Genomic DNA, 19,373 nt, shown 5'->3' with positions numbered 1-19,373 from the left:
ATGAATAATTTTGTTTTTTATAGTCCTACAGAGTTTGTCTTTGGCAAGAATACTGAAGTGCAAGTCGGTGCATTGGCGCGTAAGTATGGTGCACAAAAAGTGATGATAGTATATGGAGGCGGTTCTGTTGTACGGAGTGGTCTGCTGGATAGAGTGAAGCAATCCTTGCAGGAAGCCGGTGTGGCTTATTGCGAAATGGGAGGTGTCCAGCCCAATCCCATTGACGGGAAGGTATACGAAGGTATTCAGCTTTGCCGTCGTGAGCAGGTGGATATGATGCTTCCTGTGGGAGGTGGTTCGGTCATAGATACGGCAAAGGCCATTGCTGCCGGAGCCCTCTATGATGGGGACTTCTGGGATTTCTTTATCGGTCGTGCCAAGGTGGAGAAAGCGTTGAAAGTAGCCGTGGTGCTGACTATCCCGGCTGCCGGAAGCGAGGGTTCGGGCAATACGGTAATTACCAAGACAGAGACACTCCAAAAACTGGGTCTCTGTGCCCCCGAGCATTTGCGTCCCGTATTTTCCATCATGAATCCTGAACTGACCTACACCCTCCCGGTTTATCAGACGGCTTGTGGCATTGCCGACATGATGGCCCACATCATGGAGCGTTACTTCACGAATACACCGGATGTGGAAATCAGCGACCGGCTTTGTGAAGGTACCTTGACAGCTATCATTAAAGAAGCTTACCGGGTGAAACAGCAACCGGACAACTATGCCGCGCGTGCCAACATTATGTGGTGTGGCACTGTGGCGCATAACGGAACTTGTGGGGTAGGGCGTGAGGAAGACTGGGCATCCCATGCACTGGAACATGAAATCAGTGCTATCTATAATGTAGCCCACGGTGCCGGCTTAGCTGTAATCTTCCCTGCCTGGATGGCTTTTATGGCAGAACATAATCCGGCAAAGATAGCCCAGTTTGCCCATCGTGTTTTTGATATACCCAAGTCCGAAGATTTGGAAGAGATGGCTTTGGCAGGTGCTGCCCGACTGAAACACTTTTTCCGTTACATGGGCTTGCCGGTTGGCTTTAAGGAGTTGGGTATCGAGCATCCCGATATAGACCGTATGCTCGTCAGTCTGCGGCGCAATAAAGGCGAACTGCTTGGCAACTACGTGAAGCTGACCATGACTGATTGCAGGGAAATCTATCGTTTGGCTTTATAACGAAAGGCATGTTTGGGGAGAGCTCCCCCAAAGCAAGAGCTAAAAAAGACGGCGAAGATAAATACCCTTCGCCGTCTTTTTTATTTGATTTCGATTTCTTCCTTCATGTCTATCTCTTCCCCTTGCAGGTCGTAGAATACATATTCCAGGAATGCTAATTTCTGGTTTGGAATAATCTTGATACCGAATCCGTACTTCATCTGCCACTTCCGTTTCAAGGAGACGAGTCCCTGATTGACGTAGGCTGCGATGTACGGGTGGATGTGTAACGAGAATTTCTTTATCTTCAATTTGTTGACCAGGTAGTCAATCTTACTCTCTAAGGTGTCCGTAAAGAGGATGGACGATTTGATGGTGCCTTTACCGAAGCAGGTGGGGCAGGTTTCCGTCGTATTTACATCCATAGCCGGGCGTACACGCTGGCGTGTAATCTGCATCAGTCCGAATTTACTGAGCGGCAGGATGTTGTGACGTGCTCTGTCTTTCTGCATGTTGGCACACATACGTTCGTAAAGCTTCTGTCGGTTTTCGGCTTCATTCATGTCGATGAAGTCCACCACGATGATACCACCCATATCCCTTAGTCTGAGCTGGCGTGCCAGTTCGTCGGCTGCACCCAGATTCACTTCCAGTGCGTTGGCCTCCTGCCCGTTGGCATTCTTGGTGCGGTTACCGCTGTTCACGTCTACTACGTGAAGCGCCTCAGTATGCTCAATAATTAGGTAGGCACCACTTTTGTATGAAATGGTCTTGCCGAATGATGACTTGATTTGTTTGGTGATACCAAAATTGTCGTAAATGGGGAGTTGACCTTTGTACAGCTTCACGATTCCTGCCCGTTCAGGGGCGATGAGGGTTACGTAATCCTTGATTTCGTGGTACACAGCCTCGTTGTTCACGTGGATGTTTTCGAAGGAAGGATTGAACAAGTCGCGCAACAGTCCTACGGCACGGCTGGTTTCTTCGTAAATCAGTGTCGGAAATTTGGTGGCCTTCTGTACTTTTGTAATGGCATCTTCCCAATGTTTCAGTAATACCTTAAGCTCTCCGTCGAGCTCGGCAACACGTTTTCCTTCGGCCACGGTGCGGACGATGACGCCGAAGTTTTTCGGCTTGATACTCATCAACAGTTGCTTGAGGCGTGCGCGCTCTTCGCTCGATTTAATTTTTTGTGATACGGAAACCTTGTCATTGAAGGGAATCAGCACGAGGTATCTTCCGGCAAAGGAAAGTTCGGAAGTCAGTCGCGGCCCTTTGGTAGAGATCGGTTCCTTGACAATTTGCACCACTACTTCTTGTCCCACCTTGAGTGTGTTGGAAACCGTTCCGTCCTTTTCAAGGTCGGGAAGTATGGTTGCTTTGGTAATGGGATTCAGCTTCTTCTTGTCGCTTAAAGTTTGCTTTACGTACTTCTCTAACGAGTTAAATTGAGGACCTAGGTCCAGATAATGAAGAAAAGCGTCTTTCTCGTAACCCACGTCCACGAAGCAGGCATTCAGGCCGGGCATCAATTTTTTGACGCGTCCCAAATACATGTTGCCCACCGAGAAGGAGATGTTTCTTCCTTCGCTCTGGAGTTCCACCAGCTGCTTGTCTTCAAGCAGTGCAATGGATACCTCTTTGGGCTGTACGTCTACAACGAGTTCGCTTGTCACAATAATTGGCTTTTAAATGATTCAATTTACTACTTAAACAAAGAACAAACCCGCGAGACATTTTGCTTCACAAGTTTGTTCTTTATTTTGTCCTTCAGACTAAAAATTACTTTTTGCTTTTATGTCTGTTCTTTCTTAGTCTTTTTTTACGCTTGTGCGTAGACATTTTATGTCTTTTTTTCTTCTTTCCGCTTGGCATAGCTTCAAAATTTTATGGGTTAATACTATTGTTTATTATTTCTTCACTGAGAGGGTGAACGTTTTTGCAGGCTTAAATGCCGGAATGTTATGTTCCGGAATGATTATTGTAGTGTTCTTGGAGATGTTGCGAGCAGTTTTCTGGGCTCTTTTCTTCACTACAAAACTACCAAACCCGCGGAGGTAAACATTTTCATCTTTGGATAAAGATGCCTTTACTGCGTCCATGAATGCTTCAACGGTTGTAAGTACGGTTGTCTTATCAATTCCGGTGTTCTTTGTAATTTCGTTTACAATATCAGCTTTAGTCATTTTTCTTTAAAAAAAATATTATTACTATAGTTTTCCTAATTTTTTGGACTGCAAATATATAGCTTTTCCGTGGCTCTAAAAAATATATTTCGGACAATTTTCTAAAAAAGTCTTGGCATTAAGCTTTGTTAGGCTGAAAATGAAGTATTTTTGCAGCATGAATATTTTTAGCGGAACATTGTTGGACTGGTATGCGGAGAACAAACGCGACCTTCCGTGGCGAAATACCACGGACCCTTATCTGATATGGATTTCTGAAATCATCTTACAACAGACAAGAGTGGCGCAGGGGTATGAGTATTTTCTGCGTTTCATAAAACGCTTCCCGGATGTGGTGTCGCTGGCTGCTGCGTCCGAGGACGAAGTGATGAAATATTGGCAGGGCCTGGGGTACTATTCGCGTGCCCGTAACCTGCATGCCGCAGCCAAAAGCATGAAGGGGACATTTCCGAAAACCTATGCAGAGGTACGTGCCTTGAAGGGAGTGGGGGATTATACGGCAGCGGCCATCTGCTCCTTTGCCTATGACATGCCTTATGCGGCGGTCGACGGGAATGTGTATCGGGTGCTTTCCCGCTATTTCGGCATTGATGTTCCCATTGATTCTACTGAAGGGAAAAAGACTTTTACCGCTTTGGCGGGTGAGGTGCTCGATAAATCCAGGCCGGCAGATTATAACCAGGCAATTATGGACTTCGGAGCCGTGCAGTGTACGCCGCAGTCGCCCAACTGTCTGTTTTGTCCTTTGTCCGGCAGCTGCCGGGCATTGTCTGAAGGAAAAGTGCAGCAACTGCCCGTGAAGCAGCACAGAACCAAGACCACCAACCGCTATTTTAATTATATATATGTACGCATGGGCGCGCATACCTTGATACATAAGAGGACGGAGGACGATATCTGGAAAAATCTCTTTGAATTGCCTCTGGTTGAAACGGAAAAAGATTTATCCGAAGAGGAATTTCTGGCATGTCCGCAGTTTCATGCGCTGTTTGCAGAGGGAGAGGTACGGATGGTCCGTATACTGCTTCGGGGGGTGAAGCACGTATTGTCCCACAGAGTGATTTACACCAACTTCTACGAGGTTACTCTGCCCGATAATTCGAGCTCCTTCTCAAGTTACCAACGGGTTGCAGTCGAAGATTTGGGTCGTTATGCGGTGCCCCGTCTTATACATGCTTTCTTGGAGAAATATGTATAAAAGTTGTTTGTATTCTTGCATGGTGTGAATATTCTCGTTAATTTTGGCAGCAAATTAATAAAATAGAAGCTTATGTCAGTAAATAAAGTGATATTGATAGGAAATGTGGGACAAGACCCTAAAATAACCTATTATGAAGGTGGAAACTGTGTTGCCCAGCTTTCTTTGGCCACTACGGAGAAAGGATACACTTTGCAGAATGGTACGCAGATTCCGGACCGTACCGAATGGCATAACCTGATATTCCGTGGCCGTTTAGGCGAAATCGTTGAGAAATATGTGCATAAAGGCGATAAGCTTTACGTGGAAGGTAAGATACGTACCCGTTCTTACGATGACCAGGGAGGCATCAAGCGTTATGTGACTGAGATATTTGTCGACAATATGGAGATGCTGACTCCGAGAACGGCAACTCCCGGTGCTGCCCCTTATGCGCCGCAGGCGGGAGCCGCCCCCCAGCCACAACAACCAGTACAACCGCAGGCTGCCCCTGCACAAGATAACCCGACGGACGACTTGCCGTTCTAATTGTTTAACTAAAACCAAAATCTTTGGACCCAGACGCTTATTTATGCCAGTTGGCAGATGTTTTTAACGGTATATCCGTACAGACTCCTTCTATTTCGGCCGTTGTAGCCATTGTGTTGGCAGGTTTGCTTTTGCTCGTTTCCGGTTTTGCATCAGCTTCCGAAATAGCCTTTTTCTCTCTTTCTCCGTCAGACCTGAATGCAATAGCGGAGAGAAAGCATCCTTCGGATGAGAAAATCAGTAATCTGCTGGACAACAGCGAACGTTTGTTGGCAACGATTCTGATTACGAACAACTTCGTGAATGTAACCATAATCATGCTCTGCAACTTCTTCTTTATGAATGTGTTCCAATTTCATTCTCCCATTGCAGAGTTCCTCATTCTGACAGTAGTCCTTACATTTTTGCTGTTGCTTTTCGGTGAAATCATGCCTAAGATATATTCGGCTCAGAAGACGCTGGCTTTCTGCCGTTTTGCCGCTCCCGGCATCACGTTTTGCCGTTCCGTATTCTATCCGATGGCATCTATGCTGGTACGTTCCACCTCTTTCCTGAACAAGCATATGGTCCGCAAGAACCATAACATATCGGTCGATGAACTCTCGCATGCGTTGGAGCTGACCGACAAGGCAGAGCTTTCGGAGGAGAATAATATTCTGGAAGGTATCATCCGCTTTGGCGGGGAAACGGCCAAGGAGGTCATGACCTCTCGCCTTGATGTGGTGGACCTGGATATCCGTACCCCTTTCAAAGATGTGGTGAAGTGCATCGTAGAGAATGTCTACTCCCGTATTCCCATCTATGCGGATAGCCGTGACAATATCAAGGGGGTGCTTTATATCAAGGACTTGCTTCCCCATCTGAACAAAGGGGATAATTTCCGCTGGCAGTCGCTTATCCGGCCCGCCTATTTTGTGCCCGAAACCAAGATGATTGATGATTTGCTGCGCGATTTTCAGGCAAACAAGATTCATATAGCCATTGTGGTCGATGAGTTCGGCGGTACGTCGGGCATTGTCACCATGGAGGACATTATTGAGGAGATTGTGGGCGAAATTCATGACGAATACGATGATGAAGAACGTACATATGCCGTACTGAATGACCACACTTGGGTATTTGAAGCCAAGACCCAGCTGACCGATTTCTATAAAATAACGAAGATAGACGAGGAAACGTTCGATGAGGTGGCAGGGGATGCCGATACGCTTGCCGGACTTCTGCTGGAGCTGAAGGGGGAATTTCCTGCTCTCCATGAAAAGGTGACCTACGGCCGTTATGGGTTTGAGGTGCTGGAGATGGACAACCGCCGTATCCTGAAAGTGAAATTTACAGTAAATGCCCCAACTCCTCTAATCCCTAATCCTTAATCCTTGCCTCATGCCCCTCTTCTTACAACATACCGCTCTTCCCTGCCGATGGGGAATTTGGAAAACGGAGGAATCTCCGGAGGAATTGCTGGCCATGCTTCCTCATCAGGAAGTATACCGGGAAGGTATGCGGTGTTTCACCGCAGCACACCGCCGTCTGGAGTGGCTGGCTGTCCGTGTATTGCTTTACACGCTGTCGGGAGAAGAGAAAGAGATTGCCTATCATCCCAGTGGGAAACCTTATTTGGCAGATGCTTCCGCCTCTCTCAGTATTTCGCATACGAAAGGTTATGTGGCTGTTGTTTTGGGATTGCCGGGTCGGGAAGTGGGCATTGACATTGAGCAGTATGGTGAACGGGTAAGGAAGGTGGCGCATAAATTCATGCGCGAAGATGAACAGCCATCCGTGTTTCGCGGAACCGACACTTGGTCACTGTTGCTGCACTGGTCGGCCAAGGAGACCATGTTTAAATGCCTGAATGCTTCCGAGGTTGATTTTCGTGGGCACATGCGCATTCTGCCTTTTGCTGTAAATGAAAGCGGCGTATTCTCCGCCGAAGAATATCGTACGGTGGAGAAACGCCGGTTCACTATTCATTATTATTTGTTTCCGGATTTTGTCTTGACATTGAGTCTGTAAATCTCTTACAGCCTTTCCAGTTGTACTGTGAAGTGTCTCATCAACGGAGCTTCCCAGGTGATGCGCACTCCGCGGGTAATACTTTCCCGTTTGTCATATACATTTTTCAAAGCGGCTGCCACCACATCCATGTGGTTGTTGGTATACACGCGGCGGGGGATGGCAAGCCGAAGCAAGTCCAGGCCGTTGAAGCGGTTTTCGCGGGTCACCGGGTCGCGGTCTGCCAGCAGATACCCGATTTCGCAGCCGCGTATGCCTGCTTCCAGATAGAGCTCAGCGGTCAGTGTTTGTGCCGGGAATTCTTCTTTGGGCACATGTGTCAGCACTTTGGGGGCATCCACAAATATGGCATGGCCGCCTGCGGGACGTTGGTAGGGTATCCCGTACTCATCCAGTTTCATGGCTAGATAGCCCACCTGGTGAATGCGGGTTTCCAGATTGTCAAATTCAGTATTTTCATCCAGGCCGATGGCAAGGGCGTTCATGTCACGACCGTTCATGCCTCCGTAAGTAAGGTAGCCTTCGAACTGCACGCAGAAGCCTTTGGCACCTTCATACCAGTCTTTCCGGCGGGTGGCTATGAATCCGCCCATGTTGACAATACCGTCTTTTTTGGCACTCATCGTCATACCGTCGGCAAGGTCAAACATCTCGCGGGTAATTTCCTTTATGCTCTTGTTGCGGTAACCTTCTTCTCTCATTTTGATGAAGTAGGCATTTTCCGCAAAGCGTGCCGAGTCAAAGAGAACGGGCTTGCCGTACTTGTCGGCAATGGCGCGGACTTCGCGCAGGTTCTGCATGGAAACCGGCTGGCCGCCTGCAGTGTTGTTGGTTATGGTGACGATGACGAACGGTATCCGTTCGCTATGTTCCTGTAATGCTTTTTCCAGTTTTTTAGGGTCTACATTGCCTTTGAAGGGAATTTCCAGCTGTGTCTGTTTGGCTTCGTCTATGGTGCAGTCCAGAGCCAATGCCCGGCGTCCCTCGATATGTCCTTTGGTGGTGTCGAAATGGGAGTTTCCCGGCACAATGTCGCCCTCGTGCACCAGATAGGAGAAGAGTACATTTTCGGCAGCGCGTCCCTGGTGGGTGGGGATAATGTATTCAAATCCGGTGAGGCGGTTGATGACTTCCTTCAGTCGGAAGAATGAGGTGGCTCCGGCATAGCTTTCGTCGCCCAGCATCATGCCTGCCCATTGGCGGTCGCTCATGGCTCCGGTGCCCGAGTCGGTGATGAGGTCGATATAAACTTGTTCCGATTTGAGTTGGAATACGTTGTAGTGGGCCTCTTTCAGCCATTGTTCGCGTTCCTGGCGGGTACTTTTGCGGATAGGTTCCACCATTTTGATTTTCCATGCTTCGGCAAATGGTAATTCCATAGACTCTGTATCTTTAATAATTTGACAATAGGTTAACGGATAAACCGATTATTGCGGTTTAATGTGCCGAATTTAGGCAAAATCTATGTAATAACCAATTTAAATATGACTTTTTGTAATGTAAATGTCCGGACGAAATCACTTCGGCCGGACATCATCAAATAAACTTGGCAGAGTTTATTACCTTCTTTACTTTCTCTGAATTAGGTTTGATGAATGAAATGATGGACGGTTTGTCCGGCTCATTAGACTCAACGCTTTTTCCTCGAAAGCAATGATAAAGTATGCATGGCAGGTCTTCTGACTTGTTTCTGTTGCAGGCGCCTTCCCGGAAGAATATTCCAGTGGCATAGAGTAATTGTCTGCAACGTTGCACGAAACTTACAGCAGCGGGACTGTCCAGGATTTACACCTGATTCCCTTTTAATCGCTTTCCCAGAAGAGGGGGAGCGAACCAATGCATGACAAAGATACGGATTCTTTTTGAGAAAACAATTCTATGAGTGATAAATTTTCTTCCCCGCTCTCTTTCTTTTTGCCGACAAATTGGCAAGGTTTTGCCATAGGCATGGCAAAAGTTTGCCAAAAGCATGGCAATAGGTTGGCAAAATTACTCTCTGATTGATAGTGACTTAAGGCGATTTAAGCAATCCGTCATGTCGGTAAGGTGAAAAGATACCAATACAAGCCACACTTGCCACAAGAACCTTCTCCAGAGGTATGCAAAGCATTTTGTTTGGTGTGGTAAAACGGGCTGTTATCTCTCTTTTGCCAGTGTGAATACAAACTCCAGCCCTCCGCCTTGGTTGTTTTTGGCAGAGATGGTGCCTCCGTGAATAAGGACTGCATTCTTCACTATGGCGAGCCCCAAGCCGGTGCCGCCCAACTTGCGCGAGCGTCCTTTGTCTACACGGTAGAAGCGTTCGAACAAACGGTTCAGATGTTCGGGAGAAACGCCGATGCCGGTATCGGCAAAACTGAAATAGTAGTAATTCTCGTCTTCGCGGAAACAACTGATGTTGATGTGTATGTTGGTGCCGGCATAAGCGATGGCGTTGTCCATGAGATTGCGGAAGATGGAGTAGAGTAGAGAGTAGTTGCCCCGCAACTGTATCTTCGATTTTAGGGAATTGACAACGGTGATTTGCTTCTGTTCCAGTTCCAGGGACACTTCGTTGACGATGTTTGAAACCAGCATGCTGATGTCCACCTTTTCCATATCGATCATGTTGGCGGCTTCGTCCATGCGGGTCAGTACGGATATGTCGCGCAGCAGGCGGCTCAGGCGGTTGCTTTGCGCGTAGCAGCGTTCCATGAAGATTTGCATCTTTTCGGGCGCGATGTTCTCGTTGTTCACGATGGTTTCCAGATAGCCTTGTATGCTGCTTACGGGGGTTTTCAGCTCATGGGCGATGTTTTGGGTCAATTGCCGTTTTAGCTGTATCTGCTCCTCTTCCTGGGTGATGTCGTTGATGGAAATCTCAAAGCTGAGGTCTTGGAAGATGATGCACTCCACGATGAAGATGCGTCCGTTCTTGTTGATGTGAACGGACATTCTTCGTTCTTCGTTATAGGAAGGGCGTTTCTGTGCCTTGTTGATGAAATCTGTTATCTTCTGGAATTCGCAGATGGAGAATATTTCTTCGGTAGTCTGCAGGTTGGAGTCTGAAATCAGATTGCCGTATTGGGTGAACAGATTGTTTACCAGTATCTCCTTTTTGTCTCTGTTGAATACGCCCAGTCCTTCGCGGGAGGTCTGCAAATGGGTGATGAGTTTTTCGCGCTCAATGTAAAGCGCCTCTTTGGTTTCGCGCAGGCGCTTATATATTTGTATGATGTGCTGCGAAATCTCTCCAAGTTCATTGTGCGGGAAGGCGGTTTGTATGTCCATGTCTATGGGTTCGTTCTTGTCGGCTCTTTTGGCAAACTCGCGCAGGTGGTTGATGGCGCTGCCCAGTTTGGAGGTGAATTTGTAGAAGACGGATATCAGCAACAGTGATACAATGACCGTGAACCAGATGTAGTGTGGGTCGGCAGCCAGATTGTTCATCAGGTTGACGTTGTAGGGGAGGGCTGAACGGATGATGCAGCCTTCGTAGGCGGTGGCAGAATAGAAATAGGTCTTGCCGGTGGTTTCGGAGATGCGCCGCAGGTCATAGCCCTTGCCGTCTTTCAGCGCTTTCTGTACTTCGGGGCGTTTGATGTGGTTGTCCAGTTCATGGCTGTCGTTCTGGGAGCTGTCGAACAATACGTTGCCATGAAGGTCTACCACAGTGACGCGCAATTCCTTGTTCACATGCTTGGAGATGTAGCTGTCCAGCATGGAGTTCCATAGGCTGTCGGGGAGGTAGCGAAGCTCCTGGTGCAACCTTTCATTGTAGTCTTGCAGCTGTATGTCCAGCAGTTCCACTTTGTATTCCTTTTCCCGCTGATACTGGTAGGCGATGAAGCAGGCGGCGAATACGAGGAACAGCGAGATGACCGAAAGGAAGAGCTTCCGGCTGAAGGACAGAAAGTGTCTGTCGTTATTCGGCTTCGAAACAATATCCATATCCCAAGCGTGTTACGATACATTTGCCATAAACTCCGATTTTCTTGCGCAGGCGTGTGATGTTCACGTCGATGGTGCGGTCCAGCACATATACTTCGTCGCTCCAGATGCGGTTCAGTATATCCTCGCGCGAGAATACGCGTCCTTTATTCTGCAAAAGCAGCAATAAGATTTCAAATTCCTTTTTGGTGAGCGGTGCCTCTTCGCCGTCAATGCAGACTTTCTTCTTGATGATGTCCAGTACTAGCGTCTTGTAGACAATCTGTTCCGGTGCATGTTCCGTTTCTCCTTGCCGGGTGCGTCTAAGTACGGCTTTGACACGTGCCGCCACTTCGCGCAGTGAGAAGGGTTTGGATATATAGTCGTCCGCTCCCAGGTTGAAACCGGTCACGGTGTCATTTTCCGTATCTTTGGCGGTAATGAAGATGATGGGTATCTGGGCTGTCTTCTTGTCCTTCTTCAGGATGCTTGCCATTTTGAAGCCGGAAATTTCTCCCATCATCACGTCCAGCAGTAGCAGGCTGTAGCTGCCAATGTCCATTCTCAGAGCTTCTTCGGCGGAGTTTGCCGTATCCACCTCGTAGCCTTCGTTTTCGAGGTTGAACTTCAGAATTTCACATAAGTCTTCTTCATCGTCCACTACTAAAATCCGGTAATCGTTCATTGCTTTGTTGTTTATGTATGACAAGGATAAAACAATTCTCTTGTCACAAAGTTAAACTTTATTTCTTTTTATCAGCAAAAATAGTGCAAACCGAATGCAGAATTTTCATGTTTGCATGAAAACTTGTGCTGAGATGCAGGCCATTTCTACTTTCTGGGTACAAAAGTGAGGCTAATTTGTTACGGAATGATGAAACAAGTGTTACATTTGGGTTACATTAAATTCCCGTTTATCTAAAAGCTCCGTCACATATAAAATATTATCTTTGCTTCGTAAATATTGAATTGTATGAAAGAACTTATGTATATCAGGAGTTTCTCTAAAAGGCGTTTGCCGGTTATTGTGGGAACTCTGCTTTTAGTGATAATCGGTTCTGTCTGGCTGAATACGGCTCCTTTCCGTTCGGGCTTTGAGATTGCGGATGAGCTGGGCGGTAATATATTCCCTTCCAGTATCCTTTCGGTGGCTACCACCGATGCTCAGGTCATAGTGCCGGTAGACTCCATGTATGTAGGTAATCCGAAGTCGTGCATCGCTGTCCGTGTCCGTTCGAGGAATGCTTATAGCCGGGTGCGGGTAGAAGTTGCGGAGACTCCGTTCTTTTCCCGTTCAGTGTCGGAGTTTGTGCTGGCAAAACCGCGTACGGAGTATATTATCTATCCTGATATCATATGGAATTACGAGGCCTTGAAGAACAACAACCAGGCGGAACCCGTCAGTGTGGCCGTTATGGTAGAGATGAACGGCAAGGATTTGGGGCAGAGGTTGCGTACTTTTTCCGTTCGCAGCATTAATGAATGTCTGTTGGGGTATGTCACGAATGGTACAAAGTTCCATGATACCGGTATCTTTTTTGCAGCATATGTAAATGAGGAGAATCCTATGATTGACAAGCTGTTGCGTGAAGCGCTGGATACGCGTATCGTCAACCGTTTTTTGGGTTATCAGGGAGGTGCCGAGGTGGTGGACAAGCAGGTTTATGCCTTGTGGAATGTGTTGCAAAAGCGCAAGTTCCGTTATAGCTCGGTCTCCAATACGAGCCTTTCCAGCAACGTGGTCTTTTCACAGCGTGTGCGCACGTTCGATGACGCCTTGGAGTCCTCGCAAATCAACTGTGTGGATGGGAGTGTGCTTTTTGCTTCTTTGCTCCGTGCCATAAATATAGAACCCATATTGGTGCGCACCCCAGGGCATATGTTTGTAGGATACTACACAGATTCCAGTCATAAAGACATGAATTTCCTTGAAACGACCATGATTGGTGATGTGAATTTGGATGATTTCTTTCCGGACGAACAGTTGGATTCGACAATGGTGGGAAAGTCGCAGAACCAGATGTCGCGCATTACCTTTGACAAGTCCAAGGAGTATGCCAATAAGAAGTATACCCAAAATAAAGAAGGTATTCATTCCGGTAAACTGAACTATATGTTTCTGGAAATATCCAAAGAGGTGAGGAGGAGAATACAACCGATAGGGAAATGAGGCGTAGAGTAGAATACAAACAGCTGATTCTCACGAACCGGCTGTTCCAATCATCGTCTATGAATGAAGACCGTTAAGGGTCTTCGATGTGCCTTAAGTTCTTCTTCTTCGATGTCCCACCATACCGGTACAGAGGCTATATGTCATCAAACATTGCCTTGGGATTTGAAGCTTCCAGGTTCTTAGCGTTGAAATTTACCTCATGCTAACAATGGGCCATGCGACGCCACCAATAGTGCTCGCTCGTTTTTGATGCACCGGGGAACTTTTGGATTATGTCTGTCACAGTATCGGTACCTTTTACCAGCACACTGGCACCGATGATTGGTTCGTCCGCTGCATCTAAAACTTTACCTGTGATTTTCTTGGCTTGCTGAGTACTTTGGGAACTAAGTTTTATACTTAATATTACTATCTCTCACTAGTAAATTACCTTTCTTGCTAATTATAAATTGTTGAAAATAAGAATGATAAATATGTACACAACCTTTTTACATATAACTTGCACATAATAAAGCTTATGTCGAATGGCTATTTTCCAAAATATTGTTTCAAGCTACTCTTTCAAATGAATACTGACCAACAGCAACTTTCGCTATTTACAATTTATATATATTAGCATTATGCTAAAAAGAAAAATGTTAATATAACTTACAAGTAAAACTTACTGCTATTAATAGTCTAACACTATTTTTTGATGAACTTATGAATCATTTTACCTTTTTTGCTTTTGAAATCTTTGTTCATGTTGGTATTTCCACATAATCAAGTTTTTTTAGTGAAAATAATTACACATATACTTTAATGTGTAAATCAAATATCTTATAATATTAGTATATATTATTAATTCGTACACTATATTCTTTATTTTAATATTGTTAAGTTGTATTATTTGTAAATATAGCATCAATATGATTTAAAGTTAATGCAATTAATAAATACTAAATAAATACTTAAAACTTTGCAAAACTACAAATACAAGTATTTTAATATTAATTTAATAATTTTTAATTTGATTGATAGTGAAATTCCTAAATTAATTCATATGTTTGCAAATAAATCCAAATAATAGAGCTTATGAAAAGAAATTATTGCTTATCATTAGTGTTGCTTGCATTGTTTGGGACAGCTATGCCTTTTGCAGCCAACGCAGCTGTTGAAAGTGTACTTAGTTCCCAAAGTACTCAGCAAGCCAAGAAAATCACAGGTAAAGTTTTAGATGCAGCGGGCGAACCAATCATCGGTGCCAGCGTGCTGGTAAAAGGTTCTGGTACCGGTGCCGTGACGGACGTTGACGGAAAATTCTCTGTAGAAGCGCCGGCGGGTAGCACATTGGAGATATCCTTTATTGGATATAAAACTGCTATGCTTAAAGTGACAAATGCTTCTTCGTATTCAGTGACTTTGCAAGATGATTCGCAAACATTGGATGAAGTGGTAGTGACAGCTATGGGTATTAAGAAAGACCGGAAATCTTTGGGATATGCCATTGATGATGTAGATGCGGAAGAGCTTATGAAAAATAAAAGTGTGAATCCGATTAACTCTTTGGCTGGTAAAATTGCTGGTGTTAATATTACGCAAGGAGGTGGTGCTGCCGGTGCCGGTTCTCAAATCATTCTTCGTGGTGGGACTTCGCTTGAACGTGACAATCAACCAGTATTTGTTGTTGATGGTGTAATCTATGATAACTCTACTACAGTAGTTGGTAACTCTGCTTTTGATGGTAGTTTATCGACAGCTTCTACCAATTCTAATCGTGTAATGGATATAAACCCTGAGGATATTGAAAACATGTCAGTTCTTAAAGGTCCGGCTGCTGCTGCTCTTTACGGTTCACGTGCTGCTGCAGGTGTTGTAATTATTACAACCAAAAAAGGAAAGGAGGGAGCCGTTGAGGTGAATTTCTCCACTAAGTATATCACGCAATGGGCTACTTCTCTTCCTAAAACACAACGGAAATATGGAAGAGGGTTTGCTGAAGATCAGTACACCGATGGAAAATATACTGGAACGACTTATAATGATTTTAGTTATAATTCATGGGGAGCACCTATTGACAATGAGGCAGCAACCTATGATAATATAGATGACTTTTTTCAACAAGGTGGTGCATGGGATACCAATATAAGCGTGGCTGGTGGTTCTAAAAATAGTAATTTTTATCTTTCAGGCTCTTATTATAATCAAGATGGTATAATTCCTAATACTGGTTATGAGAAAGCAACGTTCCGTTTTAATGGTGAACAAAAGTGGAGAATGCTCACATTCGGTGCAAATGTAGCATATTCTCAAGCAAACACTGATAAAACATTGACCTCTGCTGGGTTATATGGTTCAAGTGGTTCTGGTACCATGACGGGGGTATACCGTTGGTCTCCTACTGATGATATGAAACACTACTTGAATGAAGACGGTACTCGCTATCGTATGTTTGGAGATCGTCTTGATGTTGTTGATGAACGCGATAATCCATACTGGATTCTTAATAAGAATAAGTTGAAAGATAATACTGAGCGTTTCACGGGTAATTTTAGTATCAAGGCTGATATTGCAGATTGGTGGTGGATTAGTTATCGTATGGGCATTGACTCTTACACTACAGATGATTCAAAGACTCTTGCTGCTGGTGGAGTATATAAATTGGCATGGCAAAAAGGTATGTATAGCGAAAATTCTTATCGGTATAAATATCTTTCTACGAATTTAATGATGAATTTCAATAAACAGTTTGGAGACTTTAACTTTAACTTGATGCTTGGTACATCTACTGACGATACTCGGACTTGGACTAACTATAGAATGGCTTGGAACTTTGAAATTCCTGATTTTTACGCATTTGACAATGCAACGAATGATAACCGTGATTTTTCAAGTTCACGTTCTCAAAAACGCCTTATTGGTACATTTGGTGAATTCCGTGCTGATTGGAAGAATACAGTGTTTTTGACAGTATCAGGACGTAACGATTGGTCTTCTACATTGCCAATTGAGAATCGTTCTTATTTTTATCCTTCGGTAAGTGGCAGTATTGTGTTTACAGAATTTCTTCCTAAAATAGATTGGTTATCATTCGGCAAAGTACGTGCGAGCTGGGCGCGTGTAGGCAAAGATACGAGTCCGTATTCGTTGGAAACAGCATTGTGGCCCAGTCAGTCATTCCTTGGTGGCCTTACTGGGGTAAGTAATTATTGGACTGCTGGTAATGCTGCATTAAAACCCGAGATTACGGAATCTACTGAATTGGGTATTGAATTGCGCTTTTTTAATAATCGTCTGAAGTTGGATTACGCCTACTATACCAATAATTCGTATAATCAGATTATGTCACCTCGTCTGTCAAATGCAACTGGTTATATTCTCCGTTCTGTTAATGCAGGTGACGTTTATAATAAAGGCATGGAGTTAAGTATTGGCGGTACACCTATTCAAACTAAGGATTGGACATGGGAATCAACTATTAATGTCAGTGGTAATCGTGGTACAGTGAAAAATCTGCTTGAAGGTGTAGAAATTCTTTATGTGACTGATGTACAAGTTGGTAATGCTAAAGCGGCTTCTTTCCCTAATGGTAATTTTATGGCAATTTCCGGTAGTGAATGGAAACGTGATGACCAAGGTCGAGTTGTATTAGACAAGAATGGGCTTCCGACTAAAGGAACTAATGCCAATCTTGAAATAGGTAATCGTGAACCTACATTCTCTGGTGGATGGAATAATACTATTACTTATAAAGGGGTGTCATTGAATATGTTGTGGGATTTTCGTGTAGGTGGGCATGTTTATAATGGAACGGAATATGCTATGACGCTTGCGGGTGTGAGTGAGTTCTCTGCCAACCGGGAAAAAATAGAGGTTTCAGGTGTAAATACAAATGGTGAATTTGTAACGAATACTTTCGAAGCTAATAAAACATATACTTATAATGGTAAAGAAACCAGCGGTAAAACAATTATAGCTAATTATTATCAGGATATTTATCCTAATGAAACAGCAAACTTCATGACAAAGGTGAATGCACTTCGTCTTCGTACTATTTCACTCTCATATAATTTGCCAAAAACGTTACTTGCCAAAACAAAAGTTATAAAACGTGCCTCAATTACGGCAACGGCTAATAATCTTCTTCTTTTCACTAATTATAACGGTGATCCGGAAGTTGCAGCAGCTGGATCGGGTGCAGTAGGCTCATCCTCAGTAGGTATTGATTATTGTGGAGTTCCTGCGACAGCAAGTTTTGCTTTTGGTGTTAATCTGACTTTCTAAATATTGTTTAACTGTATGAAAATTGAATAATATGAAACTATACAAGAAAATAATTCTCGGAGTTGCAGCTTGTGTCGCGCTCTCCGCATGTGATGACTGGTTGGATGTCAACACCAATCCAAATACTCCTATATCTACTGATGCTGAGTTCCATCAGCGTTTACCTTGGATGCAATTTTATATGGAACATATTTACCATATTGTAGCCTCGAATACTAGTTTTTATTGTGGTCATTTCTATCGTAACAATGCACGCGAAGGAGGGGCGGCTAAATGGCAACTTGATTCTTCAACTCGTGCTGCTAATGCGCAACAGTGGTTTTTTACTCAGGTAGGTGTGAATTGTAATGATTTATATAATCAGGCAATGGAGGCTGGTGCTTATCACTATGCAGGTGCAGCCAAATTTTTTCGTGCTTATGGTTTTATGATGCTTACTGATTTATTTGGAGAAATCCCTTATAATGATGCATTTGGAGAAAATCCTTCTCCTGTTTATGATAATGGTAAAACAATATTCCTTGGTTGTATAACTGATATTGATGAAGCTATTGAGTTGTTTTCTAGACAACAAGAGGCAATAAATAATGTTACACCAGTGGATTTGGTAGAAGGCGATTCTTGGAATGGTGGTGATGCAGATAAATGGCTGAAAATGTGTTATCTTCTTAAAGCACGCTGGCTGAATCATTTAGTCAAGAAAGAGGCTGGAAATTATAAAGATGGCAAATATGATGCTCCGGAAATTCTGAATTGTTTAGCTAAAGCTCAACAAAGTAATGCTGATAATACTGTTATAAAACATACGGATACTAATACACCTTCTCATGATGTATTGGGCTGGAATGAGCCGATAGATTATTCTGCTCTCTATTCTTGTATTGGTATGAATAGTAATATTTATATAACTAAATGCTATTATGATAATTTGACTAACTTTGATGGAAAGGGAATAGAAGATCCACGTGCTGATAAGTTTATCCCTTGGACTCGTTCTATGAAAGGTCCTGCAACCCCTATTGATATAAAATGGTCAGAGGACGGTTTGTGGCGTCGTTCTATGGGGGTTGATATGCAAACTGATATTTTAAGTCAATCAGGTCCATATGCTTTGTCATTTGATGTAACTACCCAGAGTTGGTATTGTGATAGCCCAACTCGTAAAGGAGATACTATTTATGTGTGGACAACTTGTGGTGGTACGGGATACGCAGGCGGTGTAGATATCCTTTATCGTCGTAATAAATCTTATGACACTTCTGCGCTGAGCGGAGTGTTTTATGCCCGTCCAACAAGTCCATCCCTTATGGCATCGTATTCCGAAGCTTGTTTTATCAAAGCAGAGACGCTTTTCCGTCAAGGCGATAAATCGGGAGCATTTATTGCCTATAAAGAAGGTGTTAAAGCAAGTATTGATTTTGTTAATGATCAGATTGGCGTGTGGACTTCAGAGGATGGAAAATTGGAGTCTTGCCCCTCGTTTACTCATATTGAACAAACTGATATTGATAATTTCTTGAATAATGCACTAGGAAATTCTTCAGATATTACTCTCGGTAAAATTTTGACTCAGAAGATGTTGGCAATGCCATATTCTAATGAGAATTGGAATGATATGCGTCGTTGTGATTATGATACGAATATATTCATGAATTGGGATAAATCGTATTATTATAGGAATACTCCAGCAGGATTTACTTACTGCCCGGAAGATAAGTCGCCTCGTCGTTGGAAGCAAGCTTCTTATGAGCTGACATATAATACCACTAATCTAGCAGCCATTGGTGCCCAAGTTCCAGGAGCTGCTGAGCTTGGTGAAGGATGGTATAATAATAATCTTATTTGTACATTGCCTGTGTGGTGGGATTCAAATCAGGAATAAAAAGAAAGTTCAATTACGGTTGGCATTATCGGGATGGCAAACCTATTCAGCCATCTATTTATAGAATGTTAA

13 protein-coding genes and 1 riboswitch are annotated in these 19,373 nt (G+C 44.1%); of the genes, 8 read left to right on the top strand and 5 right to left on the bottom strand.

Going from position 1 to position 19,373, the window contains the following annotated elements; genetic code table 11:
• Positions 1–1,173 (top strand): iron-containing alcohol dehydrogenase, encoded by a 1,173-nt coding sequence (locus DWY57_RS15575; RefSeq protein ID WP_061412036.1) that lies wholly within the window; start codon positions 1–3, stop codon positions 1,171–1,173.
• Between the two features lie 80 nt (positions 1,174–1,253).
• On the opposite strand, the gene DWY57_RS15570 is transcribed toward DWY57_RS15575, so the two are convergent.
• Both DWY57_RS15570 and DWY57_RS15565 read right to left on the bottom strand, forming a co-directional pair.
• Positions 1,254–2,828, bottom strand: coding sequence for an Rne/Rng family ribonuclease (locus tag DWY57_RS15570; RefSeq protein WP_005826752.1), 1,575 nt, complete (start codon positions 2,826–2,828; stop codon positions 1,254–1,256).
• 234 nt (positions 2,829–3,062) lie between these two features.
• The gene (locus tag DWY57_RS15565; protein ID WP_005826750.1) at positions 3,063–3,338 is read right to left on the bottom strand and encodes an HU family DNA-binding protein; all 276 of its coding nucleotides are present in this window, start codon (positions 3,336–3,338) and stop codon (positions 3,063–3,065) included.
• Between the two features lie 157 nt (positions 3,339–3,495).
• Between DWY57_RS15565 and mutY the strand changes: the two genes are divergently transcribed.
• The 4 genes from mutY (at position 3,496) to DWY57_RS15545 (ending at position 7,074) form a co-directional block, all read left to right on the top strand.
• A complete protein-coding gene (gene mutY / locus DWY57_RS15560) occupies positions 3,496–4,536 on the top strand; it encodes an A/G-specific adenine glycosylase (protein WP_051009002.1) in 1,041 nt (346 codons plus the stop codon).
• Between the two features lie 72 nt (positions 4,537–4,608).
• Positions 4,609–5,064 carry a single-stranded DNA-binding protein gene (ssb, locus tag DWY57_RS15555; RefSeq protein ID WP_016273371.1) on the top strand — a complete coding sequence of 152 codons (456 nt, stop codon included), beginning with the start codon at positions 4,609–4,611 and terminating at the stop codon, positions 5,062–5,064.
• 23 nt (positions 5,065–5,087) lie between these two features.
• On the top strand, positions 5,088–6,434 hold the full coding sequence (gene gldE / locus DWY57_RS15550; protein WP_117600739.1) for a gliding motility-associated protein GldE: 1,347 nt from the start codon (positions 5,088–5,090) through the stop codon (positions 6,432–6,434).
• Positions 6,435–6,444: 10 nt separating this feature from the next.
• Positions 6,445–7,074 (top strand): 4'-phosphopantetheinyl transferase superfamily protein, encoded by a 630-nt coding sequence (locus DWY57_RS15545; RefSeq protein WP_117600740.1) that lies wholly within the window; start codon positions 6,445–6,447, stop codon positions 7,072–7,074.
• A 5-nt stretch (positions 7,075–7,079) separates the two neighbouring features.
• On the opposite strand, the gene DWY57_RS15540 is transcribed toward DWY57_RS15545, so the two are convergent.
• The 3 genes from DWY57_RS15540 to DWY57_RS15530 form a co-directional block, all read right to left on the bottom strand.
• Positions 7,080–8,453: a tryptophanase gene (locus DWY57_RS15540; RefSeq protein ID WP_117600741.1), complete on the bottom strand. Its 1,374-nt coding sequence runs from the start codon at positions 8,451–8,453 to the stop codon at positions 7,080–7,082.
• A 272-nt stretch (positions 8,454–8,725) separates the two neighbouring features.
• Positions 8,726–8,927: riboswitch (cobalamin riboswitch) on the bottom strand.
• Between the two features lie 283 nt (positions 8,928–9,210).
• On the bottom strand, positions 9,211–11,004 hold the full coding sequence (locus DWY57_RS15535) for an ATP-binding protein (RefSeq protein WP_117600742.1): 1,794 nt from the start codon (positions 11,002–11,004) through the stop codon (positions 9,211–9,213).
• Positions 10,979–11,668 carry a response regulator transcription factor gene (locus DWY57_RS15530; RefSeq protein ID WP_087332687.1) on the bottom strand — a complete coding sequence of 230 codons (690 nt, stop codon included), beginning with the start codon at positions 11,666–11,668 and terminating at the stop codon, positions 10,979–10,981. Before DWY57_RS15530 ends, DWY57_RS15535 begins: the two co-directional genes overlap by 26 nt.
• 288 nt (positions 11,669–11,956) lie before the next feature.
• Between DWY57_RS15530 and DWY57_RS15525 the strand changes: the two genes are divergently transcribed.
• From DWY57_RS15525 to DWY57_RS15515, 3 genes are all read left to right on the top strand, one after another.
• Positions 11,957–13,153, top strand: a complete 1,197-nt coding sequence (locus tag DWY57_RS15525; RefSeq protein WP_117600743.1) for a hypothetical protein — start codon at positions 11,957–11,959, stop codon at positions 13,151–13,153.
• A gap of 1,077 nt (positions 13,154–14,230) precedes the next feature.
• Entirely contained in the window at positions 14,231–17,419 is a 3,189-nt protein-coding gene (locus tag DWY57_RS15520) for a SusC/RagA family TonB-linked outer membrane protein (protein ID WP_119962030.1), read from the top strand.
• A 31-nt stretch (positions 17,420–17,450) separates the two neighbouring features.
• On the top strand, positions 17,451–19,301 hold the full coding sequence (locus tag DWY57_RS15515; protein WP_119962029.1) for a SusD/RagB family nutrient-binding outer membrane lipoprotein: 1,851 nt from the start codon (positions 17,451–17,453) through the stop codon (positions 19,299–19,301).
• Positions 19,302–19,373: the final 72 nt, after the last annotated feature.

The sequence above is a fragment of the Bacteroides sp. AF25-5LB genome (assembly GCF_003602965.1).
In the GTDB taxonomy this organism is placed as follows: Bacteria; Bacteroidota; Bacteroidia; order Bacteroidales; family Bacteroidaceae; genus Bacteroides; species Bacteroides uniformis.
This window is presented reverse-complemented; position numbering and strand designations above follow the sequence as displayed.

Excerpts from the sequence above, each read along its gene's own strand:
- DWY57_RS15575 (WP_061412036.1), top strand. The coding sequence starts at position 1 with ATGAATAATTTTGTTTTTTATAGTCCTACAGAGTTTGTCTTTGGCAAG.
- DWY57_RS15565 (WP_005826750.1), bottom strand. The coding sequence starts at position 3,338 with ATGACTAAAGCTGATATTGTAAACGAAATTACAAAGAACACCGGAATT.
- mutY (WP_051009002.1), top strand. The coding sequence starts at position 3,496 with ATGAATATTTTTAGCGGAACATTGTTGGACTGGTATGCGGAGAACAAA.
- ssb (WP_016273371.1), top strand. The coding sequence starts at position 4,609 with ATGTCAGTAAATAAAGTGATATTGATAGGAAATGTGGGACAAGACCCT.
- DWY57_RS15545 (WP_117600740.1), top strand. The coding sequence starts at position 6,445 with ATGCCCCTCTTCTTACAACATACCGCTCTTCCCTGCCGATGGGGAATT.
- DWY57_RS15540 (WP_117600741.1), bottom strand. The coding sequence starts at position 8,453 with ATGGAATTACCATTTGCCGAAGCATGGAAAATCAAAATGGTGGAACCT.
- DWY57_RS15535 (WP_117600742.1), bottom strand. The coding sequence starts at position 11,004 with ATGGATATTGTTTCGAAGCCGAATAACGACAGACACTTTCTGTCCTTC.
- DWY57_RS15530 (WP_087332687.1), bottom strand. The coding sequence starts at position 11,668 with ATGAACGATTACCGGATTTTAGTAGTGGACGATGAAGAAGACTTATGT.
- DWY57_RS15525 (WP_117600743.1), top strand. The coding sequence starts at position 11,957 with ATGAAAGAACTTATGTATATCAGGAGTTTCTCTAAAAGGCGTTTGCCG.
- DWY57_RS15520 (WP_119962030.1), top strand. The coding sequence starts at position 14,231 with ATGAAAAGAAATTATTGCTTATCATTAGTGTTGCTTGCATTGTTTGGG.
- DWY57_RS15515 (WP_119962029.1), top strand. The coding sequence starts at position 17,451 with ATGAAACTATACAAGAAAATAATTCTCGGAGTTGCAGCTTGTGTCGCG.